The organism is Microbacterium sp. TW_SC_2, from assembly GCF_055361165.1.
Genome location: NZ_CM143952.1, coordinates 1,877,558 through 1,903,920 on the forward strand (window position 1 = coordinate 1,877,558; position 26,363 = coordinate 1,903,920).

Below are 26,363 nucleotides of genomic sequence, written 5' to 3' on the forward strand. Positions count from 1 at the left end.
GTTACGGAGCGGGCCTTCTTCGTGTGTGCGAGTGTCGCCGCGCTCGTGACGTCCGCGCGGTGAACAGCCCGTCAGGCGGGCTCTTCGCCGAAGGCCTGGCGCGTCGCGATGACCGTGACCATGCGCTCGAGCGCGAAGATCGGGTCGCGGGCCGCACCCTTGACCTCGGCATCTGCCCGGGCCGTCGCCTGCACCGCCATGCCGAGCGAGCGCTCGTTCCATCCGGCGAGATCGCGTCGTGCTCGATCGACCTGCCAGTCCTTCATGCCGAGACGCTGGGCGAGCTGACGGCTGGGCTCTCGATTGCCGGCCACCCGCGCCATCGTGCGCAGCTTCATCGCGAAGGCGGCCACCATCGGCACCGGGTCCGCGCCGGAGGCGAGTGCGTGACGCAGCGCGATCAGCGCCTCACCGTAGCGGCCCGCGATGGCGGTGTCGGCGACGACGAACGCCGAGACCTCGACGCGCCCGCCGTAGTACTTGGTGACGATGTCTTCCGTGATGTCGCCCTCGACGTCACCGATCAGCTGCTGGCATGCGGCGGCGAGCTCCGTCAGGTCATCCGTGAACGCCGAGACGAGCGCCCGCAGTGCCGCCGGAGCGATCTTCTTCTTCGCCGAGCGGAACTCCCCCGCCGCGAAGTCGACGCGGTCGCTGTCGCGCTTGATCGCGGGGCAGGCGATCTCGATTCCGCCGCCCGTCCCGGCGCGGATCGCGTCGAGGAGCTTCTTGCCCCGAACGCTCGCACCGGTGTGGCGCAGGATGACGGTCGCGCCCTCCTGCGGGTGGTCGAGGTAGGAGACAGCCTCCTGGATGAACGCGTCGGAGCAGCGCTCCACGCCCGAGACGCGCACCAGTCGCGGTTCCCCGAACAGAGACGGCGAGGTGAGGGCGAGCAGGGTGCCCGGCCCATAGTCGTCTGCGCGGACATCGGTGACCTCGAGGGCCGGGTCTTCGGCACGCAGATAGTCCCGCACACCGGCGATGGCGCGCTCGGCGCAGACCTCTTCAGGGCCGGAGACCAGCACGACGGGTGCCGGTCGTGGGTCGCGCCACGACACCTGAGGAACCTTGGTGGGCTTGGCTCCGCCACGGGATGAGGTACGCGGAGCAGCCATGCCTCCAGACTACCCGGGGGCACCGACGCTCGACTCTGTCCAGACCTGCAGCTCACCGTCCTGCAGGCCGATCAGGATTCTCCCCTGCTCGTCCGTCCGGAAGGCCTGCGCCCCGGTCGATGCCAGCAGATCGAGCGTCTCCCGACGTGGATGGCCGTAGTCGTTGTCCGCACCGACGCTGTACAGCGCGATCGTCGCGCCGAGTGCCTGATAGAGCGCCGGCTCCTGGTCGGCACTGCCGTGGTGGGCGACCTTGACGACGGCGTAACCGCCGACCAGTCGGGCGGTGCGCAACAGCACCCGCTGCGATGCGGCGGAGAGATCTGCCAGGAACAGTGATCTCGGGACTCCTCCGCCGTCGAACTCGACGACGACGCTGGAGTCGTTCCCCGGCGGGAATGCCGACGACAGCCGCCGTGGCCACAGGACGCGCCAGTCGCTGGCGCCGAGCTGCCCGCGCTGACCGGCGTCGGCAGCGCGGAGCGTCGCACCGCCGGCGGCGAGGACATCGAGCACACGCTGATCGTCCGGCTCCGCGGGTGGCCCGTGCAGCACCGTGTCGACGCGCCCCTGCAGGGCATCGACGCCGCCGCTGTGGTCGACGTCGAAGTGCGTGAGCACGAGCAGTTCGACCCGATCGATCCCGAGCGAGCGCAGACAGGAGGTGAGGGCGGCAGGTTCCGGACCGGTGTCGATCACCGCGACCGATGCCTCCGAACGCACCACGAGAGCGTCTCCCTGTCCGATGTCGCAGGCGGCGATCGCCCACCGCTCGGGCACCGTCGCGGTCGCGAGCGGCCCGTCGAGAAGCGCCGTGGAGATGCCGAGGCTCAGCACCACGATCAGCACCCCCGCACTGCTGCCCCGCACGACTGCCGCCACCGGGATCACTCGGGGCGGTCCGACGCTCCGCGGCCGCAGGATCACGACCGCCGCCGCCACGCTCACGACCAGCACCAGCACAGCGCTGCCGACACCGGGCGGCAGCAGGATCTGCGCGAGCGGCAGTTCGGCCGCGGTGGTGGCGGTCGCGGCGATCCAGGCGGAGGGCAGCCACGCCGAGGCCGCGAACAGATCAGCAACCGGTGCGACCGGAGCCGTCAGACAGGCGAGCAGCCCGAGCACGGTGGCCAGCGGTGCGGCCGGAGCAGCCAACAGGTTCGCGGCGACCCCGATCAGCGACTGCTGTTCGGCGAACAGTGCGATGATCGGGCCGCACGCGAGCTGGGCCGCGAGCGGCACGGCGACGGCCAGGGCGACCGGTTCCGGTATCCACCGACTCATGCCGCGCGTCAGCGGCGGCGCCAAGAGGATCAGCGCGGCGGACGCGGCCACCGACAGCGCGAAGCCGGGCGTGGCCGCCAGCCAGGGATCGGCCACCAGGATCCCCACGACGGCGAGGGCAAGCATGCCGGCTCCGGCGCGCGGGCGTCCTAGCAGCACCGTGATCATCGCCACTCCCGCGACGACGGCCGCACGGATCACGCTGGGCTCGGGAGTCACCAACACCACGAAACCGGCCAGCGCCACCGCGGCGACCACCACCCGCAGTGCTCGCCCTCCACCGCAGAGCGCGGTCATCCAGAATGCCGCACCGACCACGATCGCGCAGTTGGCGCCCGAGACGGCGGTGAGGTGGCTGAGTCCGCTGGTGCGCATGTCGTCGTCGAGTTCCTCGGAGACCGCGCGGGTGTCACCGACCGCGAGTCCGGGCAACAGTCCCGCTCCCGGCTCGGGCAGACGCGTCACCCGATCGATGAACGCGCTGCGGGCATCGGCGGCGACCGCGAACACCCCGGAGGCCGGCGCATCCACCACGGCTTTCATCGCGAAGACGACGAGCACCGCCTTCTCCCCCGCATCCGTCGCCACCGCCTCACCCGTCACCCGCACCGCCGCCCCGAGATCGAACCCGTCGCCCGGCTCCACCCCGATGCGCACGGGCGCCACGGCCGTCCGCACCTCACCCGGCGACCCGATACCGGTGAGCTGCACCTCCATCCACAACCGCCCATCGCGCCCCACCGACGCCGACGACGTGACCTCCCCCGTCACCTCGACCACGCGACCGTCCCACGACGCCGCACCGTCCCTCCCCGGGGCGGCAGTCAGGGCCGTGATCGACACCGCGGCCATCGCGGCGAACACGACGAGCGCGAGCGCGGCACGGGATGCGGCGCGATGCGCGCATCGCAGCACGAGCCCGCCTACGACGGCCGCTCCACCCGCCGCCGCGACCGCACACCACCCCGCCGTGGCGGGCGCGAACACGCACAGGAGCGCGGCCGCCCACACTCCCCCGGCGACGGGAAGAAGACGCAGATCGCGCCTCACACACGCACCCCGTCACGGCTTCGGAGGAGCAGCGTCTCGCTCGGATCGTCTTTCTCGACTGTCTCGGACATCGGAACACCGTACGAGCGCGCCATGCGCACGCCTGGCCACGACTCCGTCGATCGTCGAGAATCGGCGAGAACCGTGCATTGTGCAGATCGGTCGACAGGCAGACCGCTGCAGGCCGCCGCTCAGGTCACTGCTGATCTCATCACCGACACGCTCGATGACGCGGGAACTCTCGCATCGCGGTCGGCCCGCAAGCGCCTCAGACGGAGCACCCGAGCTGGTGCCGGAAGACAACCCTGTCCCCTGCCGACGCAGAGCCACACACATCGGATGCGACAGCGGAGCTTAGGCTCAAGTGACGCGTAGCGCGACCCCGTCGGCCACTCACCGGCGACCGCAAGATGGAGACGCTCGCGATGCTCGAAACACACGTCGAGCGACTTCGCCTCGACCATCCGTGAACACATCGTCGACCGGAAGGTCAGCAACTCCGGCAAAGTAGACCCCACTGATCCCAGTCTGCTGGAACCTGTTGCCTGAGACCGACGACTCTAGTGCGCAATGGGTGTAACTAGGGTGGCTTATCGGGCAGCAAGGAGGTAAACTGCTGTCATGGAATCCCTGACCCCCACCACAGCGCACGGCCGGACGATGCGGATGGATATCCATGACATCGTGCGCGAGCTCAACGCGGTTCTCGGACCGACGCTTGTGGCGGGACTGGCCGGATCGAAGGACCGCAAGCTCCCGATCCGCTGGGCCAAGGCTGACGGCCCCGAGCCACGCTCGGATGCCTCGAACCGACTGACGTTCGCACACCGGCAGTGGGCGCTCCTGTCCGCGGCCGATGGCGACCACGTGGCCCGGCAGTGGTTCATCGGCGGGAACCCCCACCTGCGGGAGGACACCCCGATCACCGCGATTCGCGAAGGCCGCCATGGGGAGGTCGCTGAGGCCGTCGCGGAGTTCATCGGCGGGGCCGTCGACGCGTGAGGGCTGAGAGGACCTGCACCGTCACCGGTCTCAGACTCGTCTCGGAATCGAGTGACGTCTACGGCTTCCACGTCAGCAAGACCGAGTATCCACCACTGTCGGCCGCGCCCCGCGATGCCTCCGAGAAGGGGCGTCAGACGTGGGGGCGGTATGACATCCCCGGTCAGACCTTCTACGTCGCCGAGAATCGCGAGTGCGCGTACGCCGAGGTGCTCGCGTTCTTCAAGCGCGCCAACGGTGCCAGCGACACTCTCGCGAAGGATGCGGAGTTCGCAGGGCTGTCTCTGGCGGCCTATGTCGAAGAGGTCGCTCGCGAGTGGTCTGAGCGAGATTTCATGGGCCTCGGAGCGATCCCGGCCGGCTGGCGCTATGACCGCGGAATCACGCCCATCTCGCTGCCGGATCCCGGATGGCTCATCGACATCGAGCACCCGGACTCGATCTCTCACATCGAGCGCGAGCTCGAGGACGTGCTGGCGGCACACCGAGTCACGAGCCTCACGACCGCCCCGCTGCGAAGCGAAGACCGACCCGTGACCACTGCGATCGCCGAGTTCCTGCACGGCGTGACCCTCGACAACGGTACGACGCCACTCGGGGTCCACTTCGGCAGCAAGCACGGCGCCGCCTGGTGCAAGGCGATCCGGCTAGATCACCCCGAAGCTCGCGACCTGATCGCCCTCAGCCCTGAACCGATCCTCGTCACCGACGATGAGCTCAAGCGCGTCGCCGATCGCTTCCGCATCCGCGTCTTCTGAGTGGCGCGCATCCATGGAACTCGAGATCACCGTCACGCCCCGCGAGACACTCGCGTGGGCGCAGTCGTCCAAGGTGGCGCAAGAGCTGCGCCACGATCTCACCGAGGCCGGCTACCTCGTGCGCGATGCCGACCCGTTCGAGCTGACCAGCGCCGGTCTCATGCCCGAAGGCGAGCACCTCGAGTTCGACCCCGCGCGCATCTTCGACGTCGGCATCGGCGCTGATGCGAACGCGTCCCTGCATGCACTGGTCGACTCCGGGCACTCGCTCATCTGGCACCGATGGCAGACGCGGCTCGCACGGAAGGTCTGGGGCGTCCCCGTGGCGATCCCCCGCCGCGGGAGGCCGCGCGCCGGCGGCACCGAGACTGCGACGCACTTCGGCACCACCGTCCGCAGCACCCGTGGACTCGGCCTCAAGATCTCTCGCGACGTCTACGCGACGATCAACAAGCGCTCTTCGATGCCTCGCTGGTCCCGAGATGACAACCCGGCGGCGTGGGACCGGCAGAGTCGCTTCTATGACGACAACGAGCACCGCATCCTCACAGATGAGTGGTGCGAAGGACACCAGGCCGACGCGCTGGCGAACTTCGACATGAACATGGCCCATTTCGCCTCGCTTGACCCGGTCGAGTTCGAAGCCACTCTGCAGCTGGCACTCGACGGCCACCCGGACATGGTCGAGGTGACAGATCTCACTGAATGGGATGGCGTCCCTGGTGTCTACGTCATGGTGCTCGACGAGTACCGGCAGGTCTATGTCGGCGCCTCCTCCGAGTCCGCAGGGATTGCCAAGCGCATCCGACAGCACTGGACCAATCAGAAGCAGTTCGACCGACTCATCTTCGGCAGCGTGAAGACATCGATCCTGTCGATCGACAGCTTCCGCGCCCTGGACACCACGCGCATCTTCGCCATGATGACCACGGACTACTTCGATGAGGAGGTCTCTGTCCTCGCGCAGTTCCCACCCAAGTTCGCGCTGAACCGCTTCATGGGCGGGAACGATGCCGTGCGGTTTGCAGGCCTTCTCGGCATCGAAGCTGTGATGCGCACGCGCGAGACCGACCCCGAGCTGGATGTAGAACCGACGGGGACATCAGACTCGACTCCTGATACTGCGACCACCTGAGCACCTGAACGGAGACACTGTGACCGACCCAGAAGAGCAGGCGCGTCTCGCACGTCTCCAGGAGATCCGAGAAGGCATGGAGGAGCTAAGGATCGAGGCTCTCGCCGAACGTGGCGGTCGAACCTTCACGACCGAAGAGACACTCGAGTTCATCCGGCGACACGATCTCGTCGACGACAGTACCTCGCGCCAGACGCGGGTGGGGTTACTCCTTGCCAACACCTAGTTGCATAAGTGTTGGTAGGATGATGCGATGTCCACGTCTTCGCCCAGCACCCGCATCCCCATCGATGCTGTCTCGAGCGAGACCCTGGACTGGGCGCCGCGCGCACCGGAGATGTTCTCACGGGCCGAGGTTGTGCGTCAGACCGGGCCGTACGAGGCGACGGTCACGGCTCCAATCGCCGAGTGGAGCCCTCAGGTCCCGAGCGAAGACGCCGCTGACGTCGAGGACGCTACGCGCCAGCTGGTCGCGTTCGACGAGCATGCACGGCGAACTCTGGGCACCGACAACCCCGCGTTGGGCCCGATGACCGCGATCCTGCTGCGTACAGAGTCCGCGTCCAGCTCGCAGATCGAGCAGCTGACGACGTCGGCGAAGCAGCTCGCTCTCGCCGAGATCGATGAAGGCGATAAGGCCAACGCGCTCACCGTCATCGGCAACGTCCGCGCTATGGAGGCCGCCCTCGCGCTCTCGGATGAGATCTCCGAGGGATCGATCCTGCAGATGCATCACGCGCTGCTGCGCCACCAGCCCGGCCTCGAGCACGAAGCCGGTCTCTACCGCCAGGAACAGGTCTGGATCGGCCCGGGCAACGCCGGCCCCCGCCAGGCAGAGTTCATAGCGCCCCACCACGACCGGATTCCCGGCGCGATCAGTGACCTGGTCAGATTCGTGCAGCGCCAGGACATCTCTGTGCTTGTTCAGGTCGCTGTCGCCCACGCCCAGTTCGAGACCATCCACCCGTTCGTCGATGGCAACGGCCGTACCGGTCGCGCTCTCGCGCAGTCGATCCTGCGCAACAAAGGTCTCGTCGGTTCAACCGCCGTACCGATCTCTGCGGGACTGCTCGTGAACACCGGGCGCTACTTCCGGGCGCTGACCGCTTTCCGCGCCGGCGACGCGGGTCCGATCATTCGCGAGTTCGCTATGGCGAGTCGCATCGCCGCGTCCACAGGGACGCAGCTGGTCGACGACCTCGTCGCGCAGCTGGACGCGTCCCGCGCTCTGCTCCAGGGCGTCCGCTCGGATGCTGCGGTCTGGAAGATCCTTCCCGCGCTCGTCGGACAGCCCGCGGTGAACACGAAGTACCTCATGAGCGCGCTCGGACTCGGCGAGATGGCGGCCCTGCGCGCGCTGGACACACTCACCGACCGCGGGGTCCTCACCGAGACGACCGGCCAAGGACGCAACCGCGTCTGGCAGCACCGCGGGATCTTCGACGTCCTCGACGGCTACGCCGAGCAGATCCGCCGGATGACCGCTCGAGGCTAGCCGCGCGCCAGCGCGGGGTCATAAGCCCCGGCGGGTCGCCACTGCTTATGACCCCCGATCCGACTTCCGCGGAATCTCGCGGATTTCGTGCGCTTCCGTGCGCTCGGTTACTGGGGCACTTCGACGGAGACCCCCAGCAATCGAACGGACGAGAACTGCCGATGGATGAAAAGTCCGCGGCTAGATCGACTAGAGCCAGGAGGGGTACGGTGAGCGCATGACCCAACCCATCGAGACCGAGGCTCCGCGCGAGTGGCGAGAGACCTGCGGTCGGATCGGATGGGCGGTTCTCGCTATTGCCACGACGATCGTGGTGGTGACGGTCATCGAGATACTCCTCGCCGGTCTCGGGCTCGCCCTCGGCGCCGGAATGACTGCTGAGGAGGCAGCGGGCATCATGCTCCGTGTCTGGATCACTCTCGGGGTCGTAGCTGCGATCGCGGTGATGTCGATCATTGCTTCGAAGTGGGGACTGCTCGCCGCGTCGCTGCCGATCCTGGCTGTTCTGGCTGTCTTGGCCAGCGGAAGACTCACCACCGTCTACTAGAGGTCTTCGACGACCGTCCCGTGCGGGGATCGACTTCCGCGGAATCTCGCGGATCTAGTGCGTTTGCCCGCTCTCGGTTGCTGGGGCACTTCGGCAGAGACCCCCAGCAATCGAGCGCTCCTGTGCGCTCGGGCAGACGGCTTCTGTGGAGGGAATGTCGAACAAGACTCCGCGCCGTCTCGATAACGGTCGTTTTCGGTTGGGAGCTTGCCAGGGTCGTGGTGATTCGGGCGGTGCTGCCGCGGTGAGCGAGGCGTTGACGGTGCCTCGCTCACCGGGTCAGTCAGCCGTGCTTGTGTGGTGTGCGTAGGCTGCGCGTATCCAGGTGGTGATGGTCGCGGCCGCAGGGCTCAATACCCAGATGTACCAGAACAGCCCGAGGCCTGAGGGGTCATACCCGCCGCTTTGCAGGACGGATAGGCCGATATTCAGCCCCAGGGCGATCGCCCCGGAGAGGACCCAGATTGTGGTCAGTGCACCAGCCATAGCGAAGTGACTCACCTGTTCCTTTTTCTGTCGCCACCACCAGAGTGTCACCCATGCGAGGGGCGCACCAGGGATCGCGAACAGGAACCAGGAGTACAGCCCGATCACCCAGAACCCCCCTGTCCCGATCGCGCTTGTGACCAGGGCGGCGATGACAGGGACGAGAACCTCTCGTCGCGTCCGTATGGCGACGCGTGAATCGATCAACGGACTGCCACCTTTCTTAGGGGGTGAGCATGTTTACGCAGCTCGCAAGTTGAAGGCAAAAGTCTGCCAGTTCAAGTAAGCGCCGGCCTGATACGCAGGCTGGCCGATTCCCATGGGGTTGTCGTTGGTGATCCACGCGTCCACGGTGAGCGCGGATCTGGTGGTGGTAGCCCCAGCGTCCCAGGAAGGGCTGAGGAGGAATGTGACTGTGGAGCCGGGGCCGTCAACATGACCCGACGCTGACCGGAACGTCCACCCGAAGTACTGGTTCCGCGGATTGCTGGACGTCTCCCACAGCACCATATCCATAGTGCAGTGGAAGCTCGCGTTCCTAGGGGTGCACGACATCGTTGCCAGCGTTTCGAGGCACGGCATCGCGGAGGACACCGTGCTTCGCGTCCATCGCCGCGTCTCGACGCGCGCCGCGCTCACGCCCCTCGCGGGCCTGGTGCTCGCGCGCCAACCTCTCCCGTTCCAGCTGGCGACGCGCGTCTGCGCCCTCACGCTCTGACGGCGTCAGAGCCGGGTCCACGCTCGACTCGGCGACCGAGTGCTTCTTTCCGTCGCCGACCCGGAGACGGATGCTCGCGGCGTTCTTCGCCCTCCAGTTCGAGCCCTGCTCGAAGTGCTGTGCCTGCGCCATGCAGCGAGCCTACTGACGGCCTCGCTACTTTGCAGACGCTCAAGCCCTCGCGATCCCGCTCGAGCACTGCTCAGACGCCAGATACCTACTCAGACCCATCTCACTTCAACGTCTGGCCCATCGGCCACGATAAGACCACTTATCCCGACTACCGGCGCGAACCCCCTTTTTCCGTACTTCGGGACGCGACTGTCGGAGGTCGACACTCCGATCGCGGGATATAGCCCCTCCGCGCACGCATCGGGACTGTGATCGGTCGATGCGTTCAAACTAGACCGGGAGCTCTGCCCAGTCACGATCGGACTTAGGGTTCTCCGAGTTGCGCGAGAGTGGCGGGCGTCGCTTGGTCGTTCGCCACGCGGCTGAGCAACCATGCGGCGCGGCCAGCGACTTGCCGTGCGGACCTCCTGGTGTCTCGATGTTGCCGAAGAAGCTCGTCCAACAACGCTGACAACAGGACCGCCGATTCAACGTATGTTCGATGCAACCCGTACGGCGCCATACGACCTGCGTGAACGATCTGATTACGAACGTCGTAGAGACGACGCAACACGGCGGCCAGCTGATTCCGCACAAGGTCAATCTCTCGAGGGTTCAACGACGATGCTCGCTCGCGAGCGAGACGTCCCCGACCCGAACTTACCGACATCGAATGGCCAGGGAGTGCAGCCTCGACGAGTACCGCCGCGTCAGCCCGAGTCGCGATCTTCAGAACTACTGCAAGTTCATCCTCCCCTGCGCGAGCGTGCTTGGTCGCGAGAGCAGTGAACGTGTCTCGGACGTACATGCAGGTCAACACGTCGGCGGCACGATCAGCCACACTAGCGAGGCCCCCGTAATCAGCCCCGTCTGCAAACAGCGTTTCGAGGGTTCCCCAAGCCGCGATCGCAGCAGCGCGAGAGGAAGTCTGATCAGCGGCGGTCAGGAGGTCAAGTGCCGCCTCGATTTCTTCCGAGGAAGCCGTGAACATGTCCTCTCCCCCGCCGCTGTCAAGCTCCCGCACCTGGATTGCAAGGTCGGGCTTGAGTGACACGGGCGCAGACCACGCGCCCGGCGAAACCCACGCTTCGTGTGCGAACGAAAAGGCACGCTTACTATGCGATGCCCGGTGACGCTCTACGACACGCCTCATCACAAGCTGCGCCTCAGAGATCGCGGCGTACTTATCCATAGAGGTCACCCTGACCTCGAGTCCACCACGATTTTCCGGCAGGGGCACGTCCGGCAAGAGGCTTTGGAAGCGCTCCTCGAACTCACGCTGCCGCAACATTGGCGGTGCGTTGACGTTGAAACCCCTCCTCCGAACAATCGGCACAAAGACCGTCCATCCGGGCTCAGCCACGGCAGCAGTCCTTGCGACCAAGATCGCAGCTGCGAGGGTCGTCACTTCCTTGTCATGACGGAGGTAGTACGTGGCAAAGTTCACGATCCACTGATCAGACATGCCCTCTGAACGAAGAAAAGCCGCAAGCTGCCACGCCAGTGCCTCGCCGCTCACCGGGCTGTCGCCGAGATCAACATCCGCGTCCAGCACGTCGAGGTAGGCCTGAACCCAGGACGAGTACTTGCTCTCCAGCTCGTCGCCAAGGCTCGTGAGCGCATAATGGGCCGTCGAGCCGTGAACCAGCCTCTCGGGAGCGATGTTCATCTGGGGAAGAATTCCCCCGCGGTCGCGCCCTGGTATGAAGAGGTCGCTCTGCACACGCTTCTTGGCCTCATTCAAGGCGTACTTCTTGGCGCCGTCTTGGGCGCCGCCTTCGATGAGATCGAGGCAGTGCTTGAACGCGTCGACGGGGCTTGATCGCCACAATCGAGTGTTCCATCCGCGCGTCGGAGAGAACAGGGTGACTATTCTCTCCATGACGGCTTCCGCAAGACTGGCGGGTATGAACGCCATTTACGTTCCCTCCAGATCTTATCTGCGACTAAAACAGGTGCGTCCCACGGTAGCGGTAACGCTTACGGCTCGAGCTTCTCCTGCACGGCCGGTGAGGTGGAAAGGCGGAGATCGCCGCTATGACCCCGGGGCGGCAGTCAGGGCCGTGATCGACACCGCGGCCATCGCGGCGAACACGACGAGCACGAGCGCGGCACGGGATGCGGCGCGATGCGCGCATCGCAGCACGAGCCCGCCTACGACGGCCGCTCCACCCGCCGCCACGACCGCACACCACCCCGCCGCCGCGGGCGCGAACACGCACAGGAGCGCCGCCGCCCACACTCCCCCGGCGACGGGAAGAAGACGCAGATCGCGCCTCACACACCCACCCCGTCAGGGCTACGGAGGAGCATCGCCTCGCTCGGATCGTCTTTCTCGACTGTCTCGGACATCGGAACACCATACGATCGCGCCATCCGCACGCCTGGCCACGATTCCGTCGACCGTCGAGAACCCGCGAGAACCGTGCACTGTGCAGATCGGTCGATATGCAGGCCGCTGCCATGCAGGCCGTTGCAGGGCGCTGGTCAGGTCACTGCTGATCTCATCACCGACACGCTCGATGACGCGGGAACTCTCGCATCGCGGTCGGCCCGCAAGCGCCTCAGACGGAGCACCCGAGCTGGTGCCGGAAGACAACCCTGTCCCCTGCCGACGAAGAGCCACACACATCGGATGCGACAGCGGAGCTTAGGCGCAAGTGACGCGAAATGCGACCCCGTTGGCCCGATCCGCGTTACGACCTAGCGTGAGTCACACCTCTCACGTACGGCGGGCACAAGGATGTGCGCGTCGATCATGAAAGAGCTGAGAGCAGATGCCCAGCGTTGTGACTTCCGTCCTTCGGCTGGGCATCGCCAGTTCTCGACGACGGCCCCGTCGAGAGCGACGGGCACGTGGCCGGCCTCAGTGGAGGCTCGACAGCCGGAGCAGCAGTTCCGCACCGGGCAGATTGTGGAAAGCGAGTGCGTCGTCGTTAGGGTTGTTCCATGACCAGGCGTACTCGGCAACGGACCTGGATGTTCGGGGGCCTGGGCCTCATCGGGTGCGGCGTGCTGGGCGTCCTTCCTCTCAACGGAGGCGTCGTGGCAGGACCCCTCCAGGTCATCGCCGACGTGCTCTTCGCGGCATCGATCCTGCTGTTCGCGGTGGGGCTGTCGCGTGACGCCAGCGTCGTGTCCCGCCGACCGTCGGGTGTGACGGCATTGGCGATCGTGGCGATCTGGCCCCTCCTCGCCTTCGCGGTCAGCCGGGCGATGGGTGCTGGAGTACCGCCCGACGACGACGCGTGGATGGCCTATGGGTACATCGCGTTGTTCGTTCCGGCGGCCGGGGGCCTGGTCGCGGCGGTGCAGATCGCGCGGAGCAGTACCGTCCCTGCTCCCTGGCGGTGGGCGCCAGCATGGGTATTGGCCGCGCAGACCCTCGTCTGGGTCACTTCGCAGACGATCTTCGTGTCGGTGCGTCCCGGGAACGTTCAGTCTTTCGCGGACGTGGTGCAGATCCTCGGCACGCTTGCGGCGCTCGCCGGAACACTGGGGCTGGGCATCATCGCCCTCATCATCGCGGCCCGATCGAGGCCTGAAAGTGTCCAGGTATACCGCTCCCTGTGACCTCGCCTCCACCATCTGCAGCAGGCCGCGGACCTTCGTTGATCATCCCGTACCCGAGAACGGAACGCGGGTCGATTCCGCCGGGCCTCCTGCCCCGGGCTGTCGAGAGCTGCCTGTGCCTCCTCTTCGCGCCCGTTCGATCGCGGCCTTGGCGCGTCGGATACTCTCGTCGATCTCGAGAAGGGTCGTGTCGATCGCCACGTCGGGATCGATTCGGCGAAGCTCGTCGGCCCAGCGCTGGTAGACCGGGAAGAGAAAGTCGTGCTCCTTCGACACTCCTCTCGACGGGTCCGCTTGAGCTCGAGCGAATGCCGTCTCGAAGGTGGCGGTGGTCGCCAGCGTGACGACCACCGCGTCAGGCGGGGCCTGGTCCCGGAGTCGCGAGACCTCGTGCTCAGAGCCGGACCCCTCGGCGATGACGCACGTGAGATCCGTTCGCGCCCAGAGGCCGACCGTCACTTCGAAGACGAGGTGCGCTGCCTCCCAACTCGGAAGCGTCGGAAGAGCCATCGCCGCGATCTGATCGAGTTCGACCACCGCGACTCGCTCACCTCGCAGGCGCAACTCTGCGCTGAGAGCCGCGGCCACGGTGCTCTTACCCGACGCCTGCGGCCCGGCGACGATGACGAGAGCGAGAGGTACGGCGCGGGCATCCATTCCACCACCGTGCCCGATCCCGCTCGCCGCCACCAGCATTCCCGGGATTCAGTGGGCAATCACAAGCGATCGTCTGGGTCGCACACTCACCGAGTCAGACGGTTCGGTAATGCCGGTGATGTGGCGGCCGTTCGAGGACACGGGCATCGAGGTGCCGCTCGATCCGACCGAAGGTCAACGGTCAAGTGACGTCGTGGTGCTGCACGATGCCCGTAGTCTTGGCCGGTGACCGTCGATGGATCCGGCTGCGAAGGCACTCGCGCAAGACACCGCGAATGGGCGACTGCCATCCTCTTGTCCGGTCTGGTCGGCAACGTCGTCGACTGGCTCATCGTGCTGTCCCAGTTGACACTGAGTGGTGGCTTCAGGCCGTTCGTCCCGCCGTTCTCGCTCGTGACGCTGATGATCGGGGTCATCGTGAGCGTCCCCGCGATCGCTCTCACTCGTCGGGTCCGGTACGGATCGGCTGCCGCAGGGGTCGTGACGCTTGTCGGGGTGATGCTGCTGGCGGCCGCGACGTTCAACCTGGGAGCGGCGCTCCGTTCGGCGGACATCCTGTACACCTTGATCTGGTTCACGCCGATCGTGCTTGTCGCGATTCCGACGACGACGTGGATTGCGTCGCGCACGGGACACGTGTGGCGCGATTCTGCGATCGTGGTGCTCGCTTCCGTCAACGTCCTCACCATCCTGCTGATGTTGTTCTACGGCCTCCCCCGGGTATAGCGCAGAGATCAGCGACACCGGACACGCCCCTCTCGGGCACCCGCACGCGACTCGCGCACGATGCCGCTACCGTGAATCGGATGACTTCTGATCTGACGAGACTCGTTCCCGATGCCGTGCAGGAGACCCGGGACAGCGCGCTGCTGCTCCGCGTCGACGATGCCTTCTCGGGCACGGAGATCCCCCGGCTGGTGCGCGAGTGCCTGGCACGCACACTCACGGACACTCTCACGGTCCGTGACGACGGGAGCATCTTCGTGCTCACGGGCGATATCCCGGCCATGTGGCTGCGCGATTCGTCGACGCAGTTCTGGCCGTATCTGCTGCTGGCGGCCGAGCGTCCGCAGGGCGCCGTCGCCGACGTGATCGCCGGCGTGATCCGGCAGCAGTTCCGCTTCATCCGCCACGACCCCTACGCGAACGCGTTCAACATCGAGCCGAACGCCCGGGCTCACGATCCGAACGATCTGCACCCCGATCCGATGGTCTGGGAGCGCAAGTACGAGATCGACTCGCTATGCCTCCCCGTGCAGTTCGCGCATCGCTTCTGGCGCCTGACCGGTCGGGACGACGTCCTCGGACCGGATGCCGAGGAGGCGTTCACGCTCGTCGTCGAGACGCTGTCGCGCGAGCGCCGACACGAGCAGCAGTCGTCGTACCGATTCATCCGGGAGGGCGCCAACGCGCTGGACACGCTGGCCCGCGACGGACTCGGCAGCGAGGTCGCGGAGAACGGCATGACCTGGTCGGGCTTCCGTCCAAGTGACGACGCGTGCGTCTACGGCTACAACACCGCGGCGAACCTCCTCGCCGCGAGCTCCCTGCGACAGCTCGCCGAACTCACCTCCGACTCCGCCCTGGCGGAGCGCGCCCGGATCCTGGCAGACGAACTGCAGGAGGCCACACTCCGCCATGCGCAGGTCGACACGGAGGAGTTCGGCACCGTCCTCGCGTACGAACTGGACGGACGCGGGAACCACCTCCTGATGGACGACGCCAATCTGCCCAGCCTCCTCGGTCTGCCGCTCATGACGTCCCTGCGTCTCGACGATCCGCTGTACATGCGCACGCGGGCGATGGTCCTCTCCGAGAGCAACCCGTACTACTACCGAGGCGCGGAAGCTGCCGGCATCGGCAGCCCCCACACCTGGCCGGACTACGTCTGGCCGATCGCACTCGCGGTGGAAGGTCTCACCGACCCGGATCGGGACAACCAGCGGGCGATGTGCCTGCTGCTCGCCCGGACGACCGGCGGTACCGATCGGTTCCATGAGAGCTTCGACGTGAATGATCCGACGAGGTTCACCCGGCCGTGGTTCTCCTGGGCGGACTCCATGTTCGCGCTGCTGGCCTTCGAGTCGGCGGGCGAAGGACTGAGTGCGGCGCTGCGCGCCGTCGACAGCGCCTGATCTCGGCGAAGGAAATCGGGTCTCGACAGCTTTCTAATTTATAAGTAAGCTTCCTATTCAAATACCAATGGAGGTTCCTTTGTCTCAACGCAGTCTCTCCTCTCGGGAGTACGCGGCGGTCGCTCAGCTGCTCGTCCGCGGTCCTCTCACCATGCGTGAGCTCGGTGAGATGGTGGATATCTCGCAGCCCGCGATGCGGGACCTGATCGGTCGGCTCGAACGCGCGGGCGTGGTCACCGAGGCCGGCGTCGACGGCAACACCGGCCGACGAGGGCCTCAGGCCCGCCAGTACGCCGCGGTGGCGTCCCTGACCGTGATCGCCGCCGCCGAGGTCCAGCCGGGATGGGCGCGGGTATGCCTCACCGACATCGCCGGCGAACTTCGGGCGGACAGTGGACGCATCGAGGATGAGCGCGCCGAGCCGCTGGACCTCCTGCTGCGGGCTTTCGACGCCGCGGTGACCAGCGGCGACGTGGACCGGAGCGCGATCTCCCATCTCGTCGTCGCCACCCCGGGCATCGTCGACGGCGACGGCGAGCTCGTCTTCGTCGACAGCCACGTCGGCTGGGGCACCGGACTCGCTGACGCACTGGCACGGGAACTGGACTGCGACGTCCGACTCGAGAACGACCTCAACCTCGTCGCGGTCGCCGAGTGCCGCGCCGGCAACGGCCGAGACGTCGACACCCTCGCGGTCATCTGGCCCGAGGGCCCGGGCGCCTCCATCGTCTTCGACGGACGCCTCATCCGGGGCACCCACGGCTACGCCGGTGAGCTGGGACTCGTCCTGAACGACGACCCCGACCACGTCGACCTCGTCGCACGCGCCGCTCGGATGTGCCTCACCGTCTGCGCGGTCATCGATCCGGAGCGGATCCTGCTCGCGGGTGACGCGGCGACGGCACTCGGGGAATCGTTCCTGTCCGAGGTGCGCGCGCGTCTGGTGGCGGCCTCGCCTCTCCGACCGGATGTGGAGGCCGCCGGCTTCCGTCGGAGCGGCGTCATCGCCGGAGCGATCGCCTCCGCGCTCGATCACGCCCGCGTGGACTGCTACGGCGACATCGCCGCACAACAGCAGCTCACCCCGCGCGTGCTGACCCGGTGGGCGGCCGAGGATGCTCGCGAACAGCACGAGGAGGCAGGACGATGACCGCACGCACGCGACGTGGCTTCGCCGCGGTGATCGCCGTAGCGGCGCTCGCACTCAGCGGGTGCGGCCTCGGCCCGACCGAGCCGTCGCCCGATCGGGCGGGAAGCTGCACGATCACGGGCCCCGCTGCCGACGGAACTGCGCTGACGGGCGAGCCCTCCGGCAGGATCGTCTTCCAGACCACGGCACTCAAGCAGGACTTCAGCGACTACTTCGAAGGCGTCATCGCCGCGTTCGAGGAGAAGTACCCCGACACCGAGATCGTCTGGCAGGACGACCCCGGTGATGCGTCGTTCACCCAGCGCCTCGTCACGGATGCCATGGGCTGCAGTCTCCCCGACGTCGTCAACCTCAACACGACGACGGCCTACGCGCTCTACAAGTACAACTTCCTGCTCAATCTCTCCACCGCCGCGCCCGAGGTCGGCGACGACTTCCTCCCCTCGCTCTGGGACAGCCTGCTCTTCCCCGATGACGCGGACCACTACGTGATGCCGTGGTACTGGGGCCTGCTCGGACTGCAGACCTACAACAAGGAGCTGATGCTCGAGGCGGGGCTCGACCCGGAGAATCCTCCGACGACCTTCGCCGAGCAGTTCGCCGCCGCCGAGAAGATCGGCGCCGACGCGGGCGGCGCCTACACCGCGTTCGTCGCGAACCCGCGCACCCGGGTCCCCAGCGACTGGCAGATGATGGAAGCCGAGATCATGAACGAGGATCAGACCGAGTTCACCTTCGGCGACGATCAGCGGGTCATCGACTGGCTGACCCAGTTCCGGGCGGCATTCGCCTCCGGCGGTCTCCCGACCGACACCCTCTCGTCCGACACCGATGTCACCCAGCTCTACTCGACCGGTGACCTCGTGTGGGGATCGACGAACGGTTCGTATCTCCGCTACGTGCAGGAGACCAACGCGAGCGTCTATGAGAAGACCGGCGCGGCGCCGTTGGTCGACACCGGAGGCCGAGGGCTCGTCGACAGTCAGCTCATCGCCGTGCCGACGACCAGCAAGAACCCCGTGACGGCGGTGGCCTTCGCGACGTTCCTGCTCAGTCCCGAGAACCAGTCCGCCTTCGTCTCCGACCCGCGGATCAGCAACTTCCCCTCCACGACGGAGTCCATGGAGATTCCGAAGTTCACCGAGGTGAACGGCACCGCGCCGCTCGATGAGGCCCTGCGCGTCTCGGTGGAGCTGGCGAAGGATGCCGAGAGCAGTGCGCTCTACCCGTGGTCGGACTCGATCAACTCCGCCGTGCTCGCAGAACTGCAGCTCGCGATCGCCGGACGCAAGAGTCCGGAGCAGGCGCTCCAGGATGCGCAGCGCAAAGCAAACACGATCCTCCAGACGGAAGACTGACCATGACGACGATGTCCCTCTCTCAGCCGTCGACGACGTCACGTCGCCGACCGGATCCGACCGCGCGCAGCGGTGCCGCACTCTACCGACGCTGGTGGGTGCCGCTGCTCTGGACGGCGCCGACCGTCGTGCTCATCGCCGTGTTCGGCATCTTCCCCTTCCTCAACACGGTCGTGCTCTCGTTCAGCAACGCGCGTCCCCTCGGTGGCGGCCGGCTGATCGGAACGGCGAACTACGAGCGGATGTTCGCCGACCCCGCGTTCTGGCGGGCGACGGGCAACAGCATCTTCTACGCGATCGTCGCCGTGCCTCTGCTGGTGCTACTTCCCCTGCTGCTCGCCCAGCTCGTCATGAAGCACGCACCCGGTATCGGGTTCTTCCGGACGGCGTTCTACATGCCGGTCATCGCCTCGATGGTGGCGGTCGCCCTCGTCTGGCAGAACCTCTTCGCGGACCGCGGGCCGATCAACACGGCTCTCGCCCAGATCGGGCTGATCGACAGCCCGATCCCCTTCCTGTCGGACGGGACGCTCCTGCTGCTCTGCTCGATCGCGCTGACGGTGTGGAAAGGGCTCGGCTGGTACATGATCTTCTACCTCGCGGCGCTCGCGAACGTGCCGAAGGAGCTGCATGAGGCCGCAGAGCTCGACGGGGCCGGTGCGATCCGCCGGTTCTTCAGCATCACCGTTCCCGGCGTGAAGCTGACGATGCTCCTCGTCGCGATCATGGCCGGAACCGGATCGCTGCGCGTCTTCACCGAGATCTACGTGCTCGGAGGGGCGACCGGCGGGGTCGGAGGCGAGGCACGCACGCTGCCGTTCTACATCAGGGACGCCGCGTTCGATCCGATCAGCGGAAGCACCGGATACGGATCCGCCGTCTCCGTAGCCCTGTTCGTCCTGACCATCGGACTCGCGATCGCCGCGCACAAGCTCTCGGGAAAGCAGGACGAACGATGACGTCGACGAAGCCGCTCCGGCGCCGACTCACCACGGCGCGCTCGCGCGCGCTGATCATCCGGTACGCACTGTGCGTGATCGTGCTGTTCCTCACCGTCGGACCGCTGCTCTGGCAGCTGTCGGCGTCCCTGAAGGGCCCCGACGAGGCTGTTCTCGGTTCCGACGCCACGATCCTTCCGCAGTCCCCCACGCTCGACGCCTACTTCACGGTCTTCGACCAGGTGCCGATGGCGCGATACATCTTCAACAGCCTCGTGCTGTGCGTGTTGTCGGTCACCTCGCAGATCGTCTTCCCGACCCTGGCCGGCTTCATGCTGTCCCGACGCGGCTGGCGTGGCTCCCGAGGGTTCTACTGGCTCCTCATCCTGTCGATGATGTTCCCCCTCGAGACGATCATGGTCTCGCTGTACACCATGGTCAGCTCGATGGGCATCGACGACAATCCGGTCGGCGTCTGGCTGCCCGGCGCGATCGCCGCGGTCAACGTGCTCATCATGCGCGCCGCCTTCAGTGCCGTGCCGGATGAGATCGAGGAGGCGGCGATGCTCGACGGCGCGAACGAGTGGAGCCGCTTCCGCCGGATCTTCCTGCCGCAGGTGAAGGGTTCCCTCGTCGTGGTCGTGATCAACTCCTTCATCAGCACCTGGGACGACTTCCTCTGGCCGTTCATCGTGCTGCGCAGCGAGGAGATGTTCACCCTCGCGCTGGGCCTCTCGCGGCTCAACGCCTCCTCGCTGGCGTTCGACCCCCGCGTCGTGATGGCGGGAGCCGTCGTCGCGATCGTGCCGATCGTCATCCTGTTCATCTTCCTGCAGCGCCACTTCTTCCGCGGTATCGAATCTGGAGCCATCAAATGACAGTCCTCCCCACCCCCGGACAGCTTGCCTGGCAGCGCGCCGAGATGGGCCTCTTCGTGCACTTCGGTCTGAACACCGTGCACGGCAAGGAATGGAGCAACGGGACCCTGCCCGCCGCGAGCTTCGAGCCGACGGATCTCGACGCGCGCGCCTGGGCGCGCACGGCCGTCGAGCTGGGCGCGCGCTACATCGTCCTGACCGCGAAGCACCACGACGGGTTCTGTCTCTGGCAGACCGAGACGACGGATTACTCCGTCGCGGCATCGGCCTGGAAGGACGGCCACGGCGATGTCGTCGCGGAGGTCGCCGACGCCTGCCGCGAGGCGGGCATCGGGTTCGGCATCTACCTGTCGCCGTGGGACCGCAACGCCGAGTGCTATTCCGACGAGCGCGCCTACAGCGAGTTCTACGCCCGCCAGCTCACGGAGCTCTGCACGCGGTACGGGGCGTTGACCGAGATCTGGTTCGACGGCGCGGGGTCGGACGGGTACACCTACGACTGGGAGCGCATCGCGGGCGTCATCACCGAGCACCAGCCCGACGCCATGGTGTTCAACATGGGACGGCCCACGATCCGCTGGGTGGGCAACGAGAACGGCCTTGCCAGCGACCCGGTCGAGTACGTCGTCTCGCAGACCCAGCTCAGCAACTACACCGCGGAGACGCTCGACGTGCGGGAGGAGCTGTACATGCCGCCCGAGTGCAACGTGTCGTTGCGCCGCGGCTGGTTCTGGCATCCGGATGACGAGGCGAAGACAGTCGATCACCTCACCGCGATCTACTATGCCTCGATCGGCATGGGCGCGAACCTCCTGCTGAACGTGCCGCCGACGCCGCAGGGCGTCTTCGACCCGGCGGACGTGCAGAGGCTGCACGACTTGCGGGCGGAACTCGATGCGCGCTTCGCGCATCCGATTCCGGCGCGCGTCGAGCGGGTCGCCGACGGATGGGTCGCGCGCTTCCCCGCTCCGGTCCGGATCGATCACGTGAGGATCCGGGAGGAGCTCCGCGACGGCCAGCGGGTCACGCGGCACGCGGTGCGGATCGCCGGGGAGACGGTCGCCGAGGCTCTCACGATCGGGCAGGGCCGTCTGCACGCCTTCCCGGCGACGTCGACGGAGGAGATCCACATCACCACCGAGGGCGACGGGGCGCTGGTGACCGAGGTGATCGGATACCGCACCGGTCATGAGAGCATCCCCCAGCCGCCGGCGGGGTACGTGGCACCGACGACGGCACCGCTCGACGAATGAACGACATCATCGACCTCGGCGGCCTGCCCTGGACCGTCCGACCGTACGGCGCTCTTCCGGCAGACGCACCGGATGCCGCCGATGCCGGGTTCCCCGCCGTCGTGCCGGGGTGTGTGCACGACGATCTCCTCGCCGCGGGCGTCATCCCCGACCCGTACTCGGGAACGGTCGAGAAGGAGCTCGGCTGGGTCGCCGAGACGGACTGGTCGTATCGAACCGTCTTCGACCTCGCCCCCATCGCCGACGGCGACGGGTGGCGACTGGAGTTCGACGGTCTGCAGACGGTCGCGGAGATCGAGGTCAACGGTCAGTCCCTCGCTCGCACCGAGAACATGCACCGCCGCTACGCGTTCGACGTGAGTCCGTTGCTGCACAGCGGACAGAACGAGGTGCGCGTCCTCTTCCGCTCCGCGGTCGCGGAGATGCGGGCGCGCGCGGATGCCGACGGCATCGACTATCCCTACGACTGGGCGCACCCGTACAACCGGCTGCGCACCATGGCCTCCAGCGTGGGGTGGGACTGGGGGCCGACGCTGGTCTCGGCCGGGATCTGGCGCGCAGCGCGCCTGCGCCGCATCGGGGAACGCTCGCTCGAGGTCGATCTGAGCACACGGCTGTCCGCCGATCTCCAGGACGGCACCCTCGTGGTGGACACCACCCTCACCACCCGCGACGGATCCACGGAGCAGGACGTCGAGGTGACCCTGGGCGTCCACCGCTGGGTGCGCACGGTCCCGATCGGGCGCACCCGCCTCGAACTCCCCGTTCCGCGACCGGAGCCGTGGTGGCCGGCCGGGCACGGAGATCCCGTGCTGCAGGAGGTCACTGTCGGCTTCGCCGGAGAGAATCCCACGCCCCGCGGTCGCGTGGGCTTCCGCCACGTCGCGGTCCGCACGGACGCCGACGTCTTCGGCCGATCGTTCGAACTGCAGGTGAACGGCAAGGCGCTCTTCGTGCGCGGTGTCAACTGGATCCCGGACGACGTCTTCCCGTCTCGGATGACTCGGGACCGCTATGCCGCCCGCATCGCGGAGGCGACCGCGGCGAACGTCTCGCTGCTGCGGGTCTGGGGCGGAGGCATCTACGAGGGCGCTGACTTCCACAGGCTCTGCGACGAGCAGGGAATCCTCGTCTGGCAGGACTTCCTGTTCGCGTGTGCCGCCTACCCCGAGTCGGAGGAGATGCTTGCCGAGGTCGGCGCAGAGGCGACGGACGTCGTCTCACGACTCGGCGGTCACCCCAGCATCGCGGTGTGGAACGGCTCGAACGAGAACCTGCTGGCGTGGCACGACTGGGGGTGGCCGGACCGGCTGGGCACGCATGCCTGGGGAGAACGCCTCTACCGCGAGATCCTGCCTGGCGCGCTCGCGGAGCATCTGCCCGATGCGATCTACGTGCCCTCCAGTCCTTTCTCGCTCACGCCCGAGGTGCATCCGAACACCCCCGGTGACGGCACGGTGCACCTGTGGGATCCGTGGAACAGGCTCGACTACGCCCACTACCGCGACTCCGTCCCCCGGTTCGCGGCGGAGTTCGGGTTCCAGGCTCCGGCGAACTGGTCGACGCTCGCCGCGGCGCTGGGTCCCGACGACATGCATCCGGACTCTCCGACGATGATCGCGCGCCAGAAGCAGCCGAACGGCATGGCGAAGCTCCGGGACCGGCTGCACCCGCGTTTTCCCGACCCCGAGCGGATCGCCGCCGACGGCCCGAGCTGGCACTTCGCCACGCAGCTCAACCAGGCCGAGGCGATCCGCGTCGCGATCGAGCACTTCCGGTCGTGGTGGCCGCGCACGGCCGGAAGCATCGTGTGGCAGTTCAATGACACCTGGCCGGCTCTCTCCTGGTCCGTGCTCGATGCCGCCGGCGGCCGCAAGCTCGGCTGGTATGCGCTGCGCCGCGCCTACGCCGATCGACTGGTCACGGTGCAGCCGCGCGAGGCCGGCCTGACCCTGCTCCTGGTCAACGACACCGACGAGGACTGGATCGATGAGGCCGTCGCTCGTCGCGTCGCCCTCGCGGGACAGGTGCACGCGGAAGAGCGGATCCCGTTCCGCGTCGAGGCGCGTTCGGTGAGCGCCTTCGTCCTCCCGACCACGCTCACACTGCCCGTCGAGCAACGTGACGAGATCATCGTCGTCGATGCGGGCGCCCCGCGGGCGGACGGCTCGCACCGGGCCGTGCACACCTTCATGCTCGACGACGGGGTCCGTTGGGAGTCGCCGCGCTTCGAATCCGCCGTCACGTCGCGTCCCCCGTCCGGAGGCGTCCTGACCGAGGTGACGATCACGGCCCGCAGTGCGCTGTGCGGCCTGAGCGTACAGGCGGATCGCCTCGATCCGGGCGCCGTCGTCGACAGCGCCCTGGTCACCCTCCTCCCCGGGGAATCCCACACGTTCCGCATCCGATCGGCCGGCCCGCTGGAGCCGGAGAGCCTCGTGAACTGGCCGGTCCTCGCCACCCGAAACGAGTTCCACCGATGAGTCATGCCCCCGACATCCTGCGCTCACTCTCGCTCCGCGAGCGAGTCGGACAGCTGAATCAGCGCCTGTACGGCTGGGACTGTGTGCGGCGCACGAAGAGCGGCTGGGAGCTGACCGATGCGTTCCACGCCGAGCTCGAGCGCTGGTCGGGCATGGGCGCACTGTACGGCCTCTTCCGCGCGGACGCCTGGTCGGGCCGCGACTGGACCAGCGGCGTCCGGCCGGAAGAGCGTGTCGAGGTCGCGGCCCTCGTGCAGGAGGCCGCGGTCGGCGCCTCCCGACACGGGATCGGCGTGCTGCTTTCGGAGGAAGCGCCGCACGGTCATCAGGCGCTCGGCGCCTCCCTGCTGGCGGTGAACCTCGCCGGCGGCGCGACCTGGGACCCGGCGCTCATCGAGTCCGCCGCGGAGGCCGTGTCCGCCTCGATGCGGGCGCAGGGCGTGCATCTCGCTCTCGTGTCCACACTCGACGTGCTGCGCGACGGTCGCTGGGGCCGCTCCGAGGAGTGCTTCGGCGAGAGCCCGCTGCTGGCCGCCGAGATGACCGCGGCCGTGGTGCGGGGGATGCAGGGCCGGGACCGATCGGCGATCGTCGACGGCACCGGGGTCGGTGTCGTGCTCATGCACTTCGCCGGACAGGGCGACGGACTCGGCGGCCGTAACGGGCAGTCGGCGCAACTCGGACTCCGTGACCTTCGCGAGGTGCACCTCGCTCCCGCGCGCGTCGGCGTCGCGGAGGGAGCCCTCGGGGTCATGGCCGCCTACACCGACATCGACGGGGTGCCGTGCATCGCCGACCGTGCGCTGCTCACCGGCATCCTGCGAGACGAGTGGGGCTTCGACGGCATCGTCATGGCCGACGGCAAGGCGATCGATCGGCTCATCGCACAGCTCGGGTCGCCGCTCTCCGCCGGTGCGGCGGCACTCGCGGCGGGAGTCGATCTCAGCCTGTGGGACGAATCGTTCGCTCATCTGGAGGAGGCCGCCGAGCGCCTGCCCGCGCTCGCGGGGGCCATCGATGCCGCGTGCCTGCGGGTTCTGTCGGTGAAAGAGAAGTTCGGTCTGCTCGAATCGGTCTCCGGGGACTCGGATCCGGCTTCCGCGCGGCGGGAGACGATCCGCGCGGCCGACGACCGTGCCTCCGCCGCTGCCCGGGAGATCGCCGCTCGCTCCCTCGTGCTGCTGCAGAACCACGATGCCCTTCCGGTGATGCAGGACGGCGGGCGCTGGGCCGTGATCGGGCTCCTCGCGGACGAGGCGACGGCGTTGCTGGGCGACTACGTGCCGCCGTTGCGGGAGGGTGACGGGGACAGTGTGCTGGCCGCGATCCGGCGGCGTGCATCGGAGCGCGGCGCCGCTCTCCTCGTACCGCCGGTGGTGCACGGCGAGATCGATGACGCGGCACGGGCGGAGCTCTCGGACGTCGACCAGGTCTTCGTCGTCCTCGGGGGAACCAGTCACCGCGAGGTCGGCGATGTCTTCGCCGAGAACGGCGCCGCGGTCGCCACGTCCGCCGACACCGGAGAAGGGGTCGACCGCGCGGACCTGCGTCTCCCCCACCGACAGGACTCGCTTGTGCGCGCGATCCGCGGCGCCACAGATGCTCCGGTGATCGCGATCGTCGTCACCGGACGGCCCTACGTGCTCACCGAGGTCGCGGCGAATGCGGACGCGATCCTGTTCGCCGCCTATCCCGGGCCCGGCGGCGCCGAGGGGATCGCGCAGGTGGTGTTCGGCGAGAGGCAGCCGGTGGGTCGCACGGTGGCCACGCTTCCGTCGCACCCGGGCGTGGCCCCCGTTCACCACGACGACCGGCACGCGACCGAGAACGTGTACGCCGACGTGCCGACGCCGGTCTTCCGCCGACTCGGATCAGGCGCCGGTTACGCCGCCGTCCGCGGTGAGATCGTCGAGTGCTCTGTCGACGGAGATGTCCGTATCCGTGTCGCGCTCTCGAGCGTCTCGCGCTCGATCGGGTGGACCGGAGGCGCCGAGGACGTCGTCCAGGTCTATGCGCGGCGGTCGGGCGGAGTCGTCGTCCCCCGGCGTGCCGAACTCGTCGCCTTCCAGAGGGTGGCTCTCGACGCGCAGGAGCGCCGCGAGATCAGCATCTCGATCCCCGTGGAGCGGGTGTTCCTCCCGCCGGATGAGCGGGCACCGCTCGCGGAGACCGTCACGCATCTCACCGTCATCGTCGGAGGAGAGGAACACTCTCTGATGCTCGCCGTCTGACGG

General features: G+C 67.5%; 22 protein-coding genes. 15 read left to right on the forward strand and 7 right to left on the reverse strand.

Translation table 11 applies throughout. From position 1 onward, the window contains the following. Positions 1 to 71 precede the first annotated feature (71 nt). Positions 72 to 1,118 carry a DNA polymerase III subunit delta gene (gene holA, locus ACWA14_RS08915; RefSeq protein WP_463792554.1) on the reverse strand — a complete coding sequence of 349 codons (1,047 nt, stop codon included), beginning with the start codon at positions 1,116 to 1,118 and terminating at the stop codon, positions 72 to 74. 9 nt (positions 1,119 to 1,127) lie between these two features. Beyond that, positions 1,128 to 3,452: a ComEC/Rec2 family competence protein gene (locus ACWA14_RS08920; protein ID WP_463792556.1), complete on the reverse strand. Its 2,325-nt coding sequence runs from the start codon at positions 3,450 to 3,452 to the stop codon at positions 1,128 to 1,130. Positions 3,453 to 4,073: 621 nt separating this feature from the next. Here ACWA14_RS08920 and ACWA14_RS08925 point away from each other — a divergent pair. From ACWA14_RS08925 to ACWA14_RS08945, 5 genes are all read left to right on the forward strand, one after another. Further along, entirely contained in the window at positions 4,074 to 4,454 is a 381-nt protein-coding gene (locus ACWA14_RS08925; RefSeq protein ID WP_463792559.1) for a hypothetical protein, read from the forward strand. Next, positions 4,451 to 5,212, forward strand: coding sequence for a hypothetical protein (locus tag ACWA14_RS08930; RefSeq protein ID WP_463792561.1), 762 nt, complete (start codon positions 4,451 to 4,453; stop codon positions 5,210 to 5,212). The genes ACWA14_RS08925 and ACWA14_RS08930 overlap by 4 nt, the downstream gene beginning before the upstream one ends. 13 nt (positions 5,213 to 5,225) lie before the next feature. Beyond that, positions 5,226 to 6,347: a GIY-YIG nuclease family protein gene (locus ACWA14_RS08935; protein ID WP_463792563.1), complete on the forward strand. Its 1,122-nt coding sequence runs from the start codon at positions 5,226 to 5,228 to the stop codon at positions 6,345 to 6,347. A 253-nt stretch (positions 6,348 to 6,600) separates the two neighbouring features. Beyond that, complete coding sequence (locus tag ACWA14_RS08940) at positions 6,601 to 7,842, forward strand: Fic family protein (protein ID WP_463792566.1); 1,242 nt, start codon at positions 6,601 to 6,603, stop codon at positions 7,840 to 7,842. Between the two features lie 217 nt (positions 7,843 to 8,059). After that, complete coding sequence (locus ACWA14_RS08945; RefSeq protein WP_463792567.1) at positions 8,060 to 8,389, forward strand: hypothetical protein; 330 nt, start codon at positions 8,060 to 8,062, stop codon at positions 8,387 to 8,389. Positions 8,390 to 8,668: 279 nt separating this feature from the next. Here the strand turns inward: ACWA14_RS08945 and ACWA14_RS08950 are convergent, their stop codons facing one another. The 4 genes from ACWA14_RS08950 to ACWA14_RS08965 all read right to left on the reverse strand — a co-directional run bounded on the left by ACWA14_RS08950 (position 8,669) and on the right by ACWA14_RS08965 (position 11,985). Continuing rightward, positions 8,669 to 9,082: a hypothetical protein gene (locus tag ACWA14_RS08950; protein ID WP_463792569.1), complete on the reverse strand. Its 414-nt coding sequence runs from the start codon at positions 9,080 to 9,082 to the stop codon at positions 8,669 to 8,671. A gap of 331 nt (positions 9,083 to 9,413) precedes the next feature. Then, positions 9,414 to 9,725: a hypothetical protein gene (locus ACWA14_RS08955; RefSeq protein ID WP_463792571.1), complete on the reverse strand. Its 312-nt coding sequence runs from the start codon at positions 9,723 to 9,725 to the stop codon at positions 9,414 to 9,416. 304 nt (positions 9,726 to 10,029) lie between these two features. Next, the gene (locus ACWA14_RS08960) at positions 10,030 to 11,622 is read right to left on the reverse strand and encodes a hypothetical protein (RefSeq protein ID WP_463792573.1); all 1,593 of its coding nucleotides are present in this window, start codon (positions 11,620 to 11,622) and stop codon (positions 10,030 to 10,032) included. A gap of 117 nt (positions 11,623 to 11,739) precedes the next feature. Then, on the reverse strand, positions 11,740 to 11,985 hold the full coding sequence (locus ACWA14_RS08965) for a hypothetical protein (protein ID WP_463792576.1): 246 nt from the start codon (positions 11,983 to 11,985) through the stop codon (positions 11,740 to 11,742). Positions 11,986 to 12,653: 668 nt separating this feature from the next. Here ACWA14_RS08965 and ACWA14_RS08970 point away from each other — a divergent pair. Further along, on the forward strand, positions 12,654 to 13,277 hold the full coding sequence (locus tag ACWA14_RS08970; protein WP_463792577.1) for a hypothetical protein: 624 nt from the start codon (positions 12,654 to 12,656) through the stop codon (positions 13,275 to 13,277). A gap of 42 nt (positions 13,278 to 13,319) precedes the next feature. On the opposite strand, the gene ACWA14_RS08975 is transcribed toward ACWA14_RS08970, so the two are convergent. Beyond that, on the reverse strand, positions 13,320 to 13,934 hold the full coding sequence (locus ACWA14_RS08975) for a P-loop nucleotide/nucleoside kinase family protein (RefSeq protein ID WP_463792579.1): 615 nt from the start codon (positions 13,932 to 13,934) through the stop codon (positions 13,320 to 13,322). A gap of 225 nt (positions 13,935 to 14,159) precedes the next feature. On the opposite strand from ACWA14_RS08975, the gene ACWA14_RS08980 reads away from it, so the two are divergent. The 9 genes from ACWA14_RS08980 (at position 14,160) to ACWA14_RS09020 (ending at position 26,360) form a co-directional block, all read left to right on the forward strand. Continuing rightward, positions 14,160 to 14,660: a hypothetical protein gene (locus ACWA14_RS08980; RefSeq protein WP_463792583.1), complete on the forward strand. Its 501-nt coding sequence runs from the start codon at positions 14,160 to 14,162 to the stop codon at positions 14,658 to 14,660. Positions 14,661 to 14,740: 80 nt separating this feature from the next. Next, positions 14,741 to 16,069, forward strand: coding sequence for a glycoside hydrolase family 125 protein (locus tag ACWA14_RS08985; protein WP_463792584.1), 1,329 nt, complete (start codon positions 14,741 to 14,743; stop codon positions 16,067 to 16,069). A gap of 79 nt (positions 16,070 to 16,148) precedes the next feature. Further along, positions 16,149 to 17,219, forward strand: coding sequence for an ROK family transcriptional regulator (locus ACWA14_RS08990; protein ID WP_463792586.1), 1,071 nt, complete (start codon positions 16,149 to 16,151; stop codon positions 17,217 to 17,219). Then, positions 17,216 to 18,577, forward strand: coding sequence for an extracellular solute-binding protein (locus tag ACWA14_RS08995; RefSeq protein ID WP_463792588.1), 1,362 nt, complete (start codon positions 17,216 to 17,218; stop codon positions 18,575 to 18,577). Before ACWA14_RS08990 ends, ACWA14_RS08995 begins: the two co-directional genes overlap by 4 nt. A gap of 11 nt (positions 18,578 to 18,588) precedes the next feature. Next, positions 18,589 to 19,536 (forward strand): carbohydrate ABC transporter permease, encoded by a 948-nt coding sequence (locus tag ACWA14_RS09000; RefSeq protein WP_463792590.1) that lies wholly within the window; start codon positions 18,589 to 18,591, stop codon positions 19,534 to 19,536. Beyond that, complete coding sequence (locus tag ACWA14_RS09005) at positions 19,533 to 20,393, forward strand: carbohydrate ABC transporter permease (protein WP_463792592.1); 861 nt, start codon at positions 19,533 to 19,535, stop codon at positions 20,391 to 20,393. The genes ACWA14_RS09000 and ACWA14_RS09005 overlap by 4 nt, the downstream gene beginning before the upstream one ends. Beyond that, the gene (locus tag ACWA14_RS09010; RefSeq protein WP_463792594.1) at positions 20,390 to 21,646 is read left to right on the forward strand and encodes an alpha-L-fucosidase; all 1,257 of its coding nucleotides are present in this window, start codon (positions 20,390 to 20,392) and stop codon (positions 21,644 to 21,646) included. Before ACWA14_RS09005 ends, ACWA14_RS09010 begins: the two co-directional genes overlap by 4 nt. After that, positions 21,643 to 24,129: a glycoside hydrolase family 2 protein gene (locus tag ACWA14_RS09015; RefSeq protein ID WP_463792596.1), complete on the forward strand. Its 2,487-nt coding sequence runs from the start codon at positions 21,643 to 21,645 to the stop codon at positions 24,127 to 24,129. The genes ACWA14_RS09010 and ACWA14_RS09015 overlap by 4 nt, the downstream gene beginning before the upstream one ends. Next, entirely contained in the window at positions 24,126 to 26,360 is a 2,235-nt protein-coding gene (locus ACWA14_RS09020; protein ID WP_463792598.1) for a glycoside hydrolase family 3 N-terminal domain-containing protein, read from the forward strand. The genes ACWA14_RS09015 and ACWA14_RS09020 overlap by 4 nt, the downstream gene beginning before the upstream one ends. Positions 26,361 to 26,363: the final 3 nt, after the last annotated feature.

Coding starts and splice junctions, on each gene's coding strand:
- holA (WP_463792554.1), bottom strand. CDS start 1,118: ATGGCTGCTCCGCGTACCTCATCCCGTGGCGGAGCCAAGCCCACCAAG.
- ACWA14_RS08925 (WP_463792559.1), top strand. CDS start 4,074: ATGGAATCCCTGACCCCCACCACAGCGCACGGCCGGACGATGCGGATG.
- ACWA14_RS08935 (WP_463792563.1), top strand. CDS start 5,226: ATGGAACTCGAGATCACCGTCACGCCCCGCGAGACACTCGCGTGGGCG.
- ACWA14_RS08940 (WP_463792566.1), top strand. CDS start 6,601: ATGTCCACGTCTTCGCCCAGCACCCGCATCCCCATCGATGCTGTCTCG.
- ACWA14_RS08945 (WP_463792567.1), top strand. CDS start 8,060: ATGACCCAACCCATCGAGACCGAGGCTCCGCGCGAGTGGCGAGAGACC.
- ACWA14_RS08955 (WP_463792571.1), bottom strand. CDS start 9,725: ATGGCGCAGGCACAGCACTTCGAGCAGGGCTCGAACTGGAGGGCGAAG.
- ACWA14_RS08960 (WP_463792573.1), bottom strand. CDS start 11,622: ATGGCGTTCATACCCGCCAGTCTTGCGGAAGCCGTCATGGAGAGAATA.
- ACWA14_RS08970 (WP_463792577.1), top strand. CDS start 12,654: ATGACCAGGCGTACTCGGCAACGGACCTGGATGTTCGGGGGCCTGGGC.
- ACWA14_RS08975 (WP_463792579.1), bottom strand. CDS start 13,934: ATGGATGCCCGCGCCGTACCTCTCGCTCTCGTCATCGTCGCCGGGCCG.
- ACWA14_RS08985 (WP_463792584.1), top strand. CDS start 14,741: ATGACTTCTGATCTGACGAGACTCGTTCCCGATGCCGTGCAGGAGACC.
- ACWA14_RS08995 (WP_463792588.1), top strand. CDS start 17,216: ATGACCGCACGCACGCGACGTGGCTTCGCCGCGGTGATCGCCGTAGCG.
- ACWA14_RS09000 (WP_463792590.1), top strand. CDS start 18,589: ATGTCCCTCTCTCAGCCGTCGACGACGTCACGTCGCCGACCGGATCCG.
- ACWA14_RS09005 (WP_463792592.1), top strand. CDS start 19,533: ATGACGTCGACGAAGCCGCTCCGGCGCCGACTCACCACGGCGCGCTCG.
- ACWA14_RS09010 (WP_463792594.1), top strand. CDS start 20,390: ATGACAGTCCTCCCCACCCCCGGACAGCTTGCCTGGCAGCGCGCCGAG.
- ACWA14_RS09015 (WP_463792596.1), top strand. CDS start 21,643: ATGAACGACATCATCGACCTCGGCGGCCTGCCCTGGACCGTCCGACCG.
- ACWA14_RS09020 (WP_463792598.1), top strand. CDS start 24,126: ATGAGTCATGCCCCCGACATCCTGCGCTCACTCTCGCTCCGCGAGCGA.